The sequence below is a fragment of the Paracoccus sphaerophysae genome, from assembly GCF_000763805.1.
Taxonomy (GTDB): Bacteria; Pseudomonadota; Alphaproteobacteria; order Rhodobacterales; family Rhodobacteraceae; genus Paracoccus; species Paracoccus sphaerophysae.
On sequence record NZ_JRKS01000107.1, the window covers coordinates 1 to 6,232 of the forward strand.

The 6,232-nt window shown below is 71.5% G+C and carries 6 protein-coding genes; 3 read left to right on the forward strand and 3 right to left on the reverse strand.

Annotated elements, in window-relative coordinates:
- On the reverse strand, positions 1 to 652 hold a 652-nt coding region (locus IC63_RS16250; RefSeq protein WP_036722488.1), incomplete at its 3' end, for an SseB family protein.
- Positions 653 to 674: 22 nt separating this feature from the next.
- A complete protein-coding gene (locus tag IC63_RS16255; RefSeq protein ID WP_052042339.1) occupies positions 675 to 1,289 on the reverse strand; it encodes a uracil-DNA glycosylase family protein in 615 nt (204 codons plus the stop codon).
- A gap of 174 nt (positions 1,290 to 1,463) precedes the next feature.
- On the opposite strand from IC63_RS16255, the gene IC63_RS16260 reads away from it, so the two are divergent.
- From IC63_RS16260 to kdsA, 3 genes are read left to right on the forward strand one after another with little or no spacing between them, the layout of a single operon-like run.
- Complete coding sequence (locus IC63_RS16260) at positions 1,464 to 2,117, forward strand: ABC transporter ATP-binding protein (RefSeq protein WP_036722490.1); 654 nt, start codon at positions 1,464 to 1,466, stop codon at positions 2,115 to 2,117.
- Positions 2,101 to 4,035: a capsule biosynthesis protein gene (locus IC63_RS16265; protein WP_084116015.1), complete on the forward strand. Its 1,935-nt coding sequence runs from the start codon at positions 2,101 to 2,103 to the stop codon at positions 4,033 to 4,035. The genes IC63_RS16260 and IC63_RS16265 overlap by 17 nt, the downstream gene beginning before the upstream one ends.
- A gap of 50 nt (positions 4,036 to 4,085) precedes the next feature.
- Positions 4,086 to 4,925: a 3-deoxy-8-phosphooctulonate synthase gene (gene kdsA, locus IC63_RS16270; protein WP_036722499.1), complete on the forward strand. Its 840-nt coding sequence runs from the start codon at positions 4,086 to 4,088 to the stop codon at positions 4,923 to 4,925.
- Here kdsA and IC63_RS16275 read toward each other — a convergent pair.
- Positions 4,922 to 6,202, reverse strand: a complete 1,281-nt coding sequence (locus IC63_RS16275; RefSeq protein ID WP_232222656.1) for a BaiN/RdsA family NAD(P)/FAD-dependent oxidoreductase — start codon at positions 6,200 to 6,202, stop codon at positions 4,922 to 4,924. The two genes, kdsA and IC63_RS16275, sit on opposite strands and share 4 nt — an antisense overlap.
- Positions 6,203 to 6,232 lie beyond the last annotated feature (30 nt).

A 6,232-nucleotide genomic window follows, 5' to 3' on the forward strand; every position in this document is an offset into this window, starting at 1 on the left:
GGTCCTGGAAGGTCACGTCCACGCCGCCGGGGATTTCGGGCAGGAAGGCGATCAGCTCGGCCAGCGCCTTGGCCAGCGCCGGGCGGTCGTCGGCGGCGGCGCCGGCGACGACCAGCAGATGCCCCCGCCGCCCATCGGCCCAGTCGGCGCCGACCAGCGCTGCGCCGGCGACGCGGCCGATCATGTCGCCCAGCCGCGCGGCCAGCGGCTCGGCCAGGATCGCCAGCGCCTCGGGCCGCGGCGCGGACAGGCGCTGCGGAGCGGTGTCTTCGCTGTCGGGCGCCGGGGCCAGCGCCGCGACCAGCCAGCCCAGCGTCGCCGCGTCCAGCAGCATCTCGGATGGGCGGCCGGGATTGACAAGCAGCCCCTGCCCCGCCTGCGCGAGTTCGGCCGCCAGCACCCGGCCGGGCAGCGAGACATGGGCGACCGGGCCGCCCAGAAAGTCGGCCAGCTCGGCGGCGTCGTCGGTGGCCAGCGCCACGGTCCCGCCCGGCAGGTCGAACATGCGCAGATCGGCGCGGTCATCCACAGGATCGGCGGCCAGCGCGGCGTGCAATTCGCTATCCGCCAGCCGCCGCAGGACGGCCGCCCGCTGCGCCGGGTCGGCATCGTGGAACGGGATGGACGCGCAGAGGCGGTCGAGTTCGGTCACAAGCGGTGCTCCTTTCCGGGGCTTACAGCAGGCCGGACAGCGTTCCCCTTAGCGCGGGCAGCAGGTCGGTTTCAAACCACGGGTTTCGTTTCAGCCACCCGGTATTGCGCCAGGACGGATGAGGCAAGGGCCAGACCCGGGGCGCATGGTCGCGCCAGCCGGCAACCGCGGCGGTCACGTCGCGCAGGCCCAGGTGCCAGCGGATCGCGTGTCCGCCGACCAGCAGCGTCGCCTCGGGGCGCAGCTCCTCCATGATCCGGTCGCGCCAGGTGGCGGCGCAGACCGGCGGCGGCGGCAGGTCCGATCCCTTCGCGTCATAGCCGGGAAAGCAGAAGGCCATCGGGACGATGGCGATGCGCGAGCGGTCATAGAAGGTCGCCTCGTCCACCCCCATCCACAGCCGCAGCCGTTCGCCCGAGGCATCGGTGAAGGGCCGCCCGGAATGATGGACCCGCATCCCCGGCGCCTGGCTGGCCAGCAGCACCCGCGCGCCGGTGCCGAACCAGACCACCGGGCGCGGCGCATGAGCTGTCGCCGTGGCGGCAAAACGGTCCGCGCACAGGCGGCAGCTGCGCAGTTCGGTGGCGACGGCGGGTTCGCGTCGGGGTTCGGGACGGGGCGTGCTGTGGTCCTGCATCCGCCCCAGATATTCACGCAGCCGCGCATTTAACACCGGGCAATTTCACGAAACGAGGCGCGCCGATGGACAGGGGCGGGCTTCGGCCTTATGTATCGCGCCGAAACCCGCTGCGCTGGCGCCTGCCGTCCGGCCCCGATTGCCCCGTCCCCAGGAACCGCCCGAAGCTCACGCATGCTGGAATTCGACAACGTCTCGAAGTCCTTCTGGACCGGCACGCAGCGCAAGGTGATCCTGGACCGCGCGTCCTTCCGGGTCGAACTGGGCGAGTCGCTGGGCATCCTCGCGCCCAACGGCACCGGCAAGACGACGCTCATCAACATGATGTGCGGGCTGGAAAAGCCCGACGAGGGGCAGATCCGGACGCATTGCCGGGTGTCGTTCCCGCTGGGCTTCATGGGCGGGATCATCGGCAAGCTGTCGGCCAACGAGAACGCGCGCTATATCGCCCGCATCTACGGGCTGGACCCGGACTACGTGTCGGCCTTCTGCCGCTGGCTGTGCGACATCGGCGAATATTTCGACCGGCCGGTGGGGATCTACAGTTCCGGGATGAAATCGCGGCTGACCTTTGCGCTGCTGCTGGCGCTGGAATTCGACATCTACCTGATCGACGAGGGAATGCCGTCGACCACCGACGCAGAATTCAACCGCAAGGCCGGGTCGGTGCTGTATGACCGGCTCAAGACCGCGACGGTGGTGATCGTGTCCCACCAGGCCGGCACGCTGGAAAAATTCTGCCGCCGCGCGGGCGTGCTGCGCGATGGCAAGCTTTACATGTTCGATACTCTGGACGAGGCAAGACAGTATTATGACTACACCGCCTAAGGTCCGCCGCTTTCACCTGAGCGCATCCGAATCGCCGGTGGGCGCCGCGCGTGCCGCGAACCGGCCCGGCGAGGCGCCGGCCGACGCGCAGCCCCCCCGCCCGGCCGTCCGCGTCGAGGTGCAGCGCGGCGCGCGCGCCGCGGCCGCGGGTGACCCCGGGGCCGCCGATCAGTCGGTCCGCCAGCAGCCGGGCGCGGCGCCGCCGACCGCTGGCGATGCGGGCGGGATCGAAAGCGTGTTTTCCAGTGCCGATGACGGGTTCGGCAACATGCGCTTTCCCGGCGCCGAAGGCCCGACCGGAAAGCCGCCCGAGCAACCCGCCGGGAAGCCCGCCGGAAGCCGCTCGGCGCAGGACGCCGTCGCCCGCGACCCCGCACCGCCCGCTGGCGGGGATCGTGCTGCCGCTGCCGCACCGCTGTCAGAGGCCGAGGCGCTGGCTGCAATCCGGGCCGAGAACCTGACCTCGCGCCAGTTGCGGATGGCCGCGCGGATCGCCGCGATGCACGGCATCGAAGTCGCCTCGGAATACGAGGCCGTGCTGCGGCTGCGCGAACGCAACATCGACCCGTTCCACCGCGGCGCCGTCGGCCGCATCCTGTCGGATGCAGGCAACCAGGCCCAGGCCGCGCCGTCGCCCCAGGCGCCGGCGCTGCTGTCCAAGCCCGGCCTGCCCTCGCGCGCCAATCGCCGGGAAATCACCCCGATCGCGCCTGCCCCCGTGCCCGGTCCCGCCCGGCAACCCGGGCTGCCGTCGCGCGAGGCGCTCACCGAGGAACGCCGCGCGGCCGAAATCTATCGCATCCAGCGCGATATCGCCCGCCGCCGCCGCCGCAACCTCGCGCTGCTGCTGGTCCGGCTGGCGTTCTTCGTCGGACTGCCGACGATCGTGGCGGGCTGGTATTACTTCACCCAGGCGACCAAGCTGTACGCGACCACCTCGCAGTTCATGATCCAGCAGGCCGAGGGCGTGCCGGGGGTGGCCGGCGCCTCGATCACCGCGGGCGCGATGATGAACCCCGACAACGTGGCGGTGCAGTCCTATCTGACCTCGCGCGATGCGATGATCCGGCTGGATGACGAGCTGGGCTTTACCCGCGCCTTCCAGGACCCGGCCATCGACAAGCTGCTGCGCCTGCCGCAGGACGCGACGCGCGAAGAGGCCTATGCGCTGTACCAGGATTCGGTGAAGATCGGCTATGACCCTACCGAGGGCGTCATCAACATGGAGGTGATCGCCCCCGATCCGCAGCTCTCCGAACAGTTCTCGCTGGCGCTGATCCGCTATGCCGAAGGCCAGGTCGACCAGATGACCGCGCGCCTGCGCGAGGACCAGATGCAGGGCGCCGCCTCGGTCTATGCCGACGCCGAGAAGAAGGTGCAGGAGGCGCAGCTGCGCGTCCAGCAGCTGCAGGAAAAGCTGGGCGTGCTGGACCCCTCGGCCGAAGGCGGCGTCGTGATGGGCCAGATCGCCACGCTGGAAGGCCAGCTTGCCGAAAAGCGGCTTGAGCTGGGCCAGCTGCAGTCGAACGCCCGCCCCAACCAGAGCCGGGTGCAGGGCGTGCAGGGCGACATCGCGCGGCTGGAAAAGATGATCGCCGACGTCCGGTCGCAGCTGACCGAGGAAAGCGGCAACCGCGCCTCGCTGGCCGCCATCTCGGGCGAGTTGCGGGTCGCGGACAGCGACCTGGTCACCCGCCAGCAGCTGCTCGCCACCGCGGCCGAGCAGATGGAAACCGCCCGCATCGAGGCCAACAAGCAGGTCCGTTACCTGTCGCTGTCGGTGGCCCCGGTGCCGCCGGACGCCGCCACCTATCCGAAGGCGCTGCAGAACACGATCGTGGCGTTCCTGATCTTTGCGGGGATCTATCTGATGATGTCGCTCACCGCCTCGATCCTGCGCGAGCAGGTGTCCTCGTGATCCGCGACAACGGCTCCGAGCCGCCGGGGACCGTCGCACCCGCGGCTGGCGTGGCGCAGCGCGAGGTTGCCGTGCGCGGCGTCACCTTCGGCAACGACCGTCCGCTGGTGCTGATCGCAGGGCCGTGCCAGCTGGAAACGCTGGACCATGCGCTGCGCATCGCCGAGCCGCTGGCCGCCGCCTGTCGGGCTGCGGGCGCGGGCTTCGTGTTCAAGGCGAGCTATGACAAGGCCAACCGCACCTCGCTGTCGGGCCGCCGCGGGGTCGGGATCGACGAGGGGCTGGCGATGCTGGCCGCGGTGCGCGACCGGCTGGGCTGTCCCGTCCTGACCGACGTGCACGACGCCGAGCAGGTCGTGCGCGCAGCCGAGGTCGTGGACATCGTCCAGATCCCCGCCTTTCTCAGCCGCCAGACCGATCTGCTGCTGGCCGCGGGCCGCACCAGCGCGGTGGTGAACATCAAGAAGGGTCAGTTCCTCGCGCCCTGGGACATGCCCAACGTGGCCGACAAGGTCGCCTCGACCGGCAATGATCGCATCCTGCTGACCGAGCGCGGGGCGAGCTTCGGCTATAACACGCTGGTCGCCGACATGCGGTCGCTGCCGATCATGGCGCGCACCGGCTGGCCGGTCATCATGGACGCGACCCACTCGGTGCAGCAGCCGGGCGGCCAGGGCGGCTCGTCCGGCGGCCAGCGCGAATTCGCCCCGGTGATGGCGCGGGCGGCGGTGGCGCTGGGGATCGCGGGGGTGTTCATCGAGACCCACGAGACGCCGGACACCGCGCCCTCGGACGGGCCGAACATGATCCCGCTGGACCGGATGCCGGCGCTGATCGACAGCCTGATGCGCTTTGACGCGCTGGCCAAGGCCGATCCGCTGCGGGTCTAGCCCGCGGTGATCGCCCGGGCCGCCGCGTGGCCCGAGGCCCAGGCCCACTGGAAGTTGTAACCGCCGAGCCAGCCGGTCACATCGACGACCTCGCCGATGAAATAGAGCCCCGGCACCCGGCGCGATTGCATCGTGCGCGCGTCGAGGTCGCGGCAGTCGACGCCGCCCACGGTGACCTCGGCGGTGCGATAGCCCTCCGACCCTACCGGCGAGATCTGCCACTGGTTGATCCGCCGCCCCAGCCGGTCGAGCACCGTGTCCGGCTGATCGGCCAGCCGCGCTTCGGCAAGCCCCTCCTCGGCCGCGATGGCCGCAGCGAGCCGGGCCGGCAGGATCTGCGCCAGCGCTGTGCCCAACTGCGCTTTGCCGCCGCGCTGGCGCGCCGCGCGCAGCCGGGCGGCGGCGTCCGCACCGGGGGCGAGGTCCAGCCGGATCGCCTCTCCAGGCTGCCAGAAGCTCGAGATCTGCAGGATCGCCGGCCCCGAGAGGCCGCGATGGGTGAACAGCAGCTGATCGCGGAACCGCGGCGGCCGCTGGCCCTTGCGCGGCGGCTGGCAGGTGGTGGCCTCGGTTTCCACCGAGACGCCGGCCAGCGGCGCAGTGCGCTGCAGCGCCTGTTCGGCGAAGGTCAGCGGCACGAGGCCCGGCCGCGTCGGCACGATCCGGTGGCCGGTCTGTTCGGCGATGCGGTAGCCGATGCCGCTGGCGCCCATCTTCGGGACCGACTTGCCGCCGGTCGCCACGACGACCCGGCCCGCGAGGATCGGGCCGGCGGTGGTCCGGACGACGAGGCCCCCGGCCGTCGGCGTGACCTCTTCGACCCCCACCCCCAGCCGCAGCTCGGCCTGGGCGCGGTCGATCAGCATCGAGACGATCTGCCGCGTGCTGCCGTCACAGAAAAGCTGCCCCTGGGTCTTTTCGTGCCAGCCGATCCCGGCCCGGTCGACCAGCGCGACGAAGTCCTGGGGCGTGTACCCCGCCAGCGCCGAAGCGCAGAATTGTGGCGTGTCCGACAGGAAGCGGTCATGGCTGGTGGCGAGGTTGGTGAAGTTGCACCGCCCCCCGCCCGAGATGCGGATCTTTTCCCCCGCCGCCCGGGGGCCGGGGTCGGCGGCCGGGCGCGGCCGGTCCCGCCGCCCGGGGGCGGGCCGGGCGCCGTGCCCTATCGGCCGCTGGACCGGCCGCGCCCCGCCGCGCCCGGCGCGCAGCCGCAGGCCGCGCCCACCACCAGCAACCAGCCGACGGGGAGCAACTGATGCGCCGCGCGCTTTCCGTATTTGCCCTGCCCGTGGTGATCGGCCTGGGGC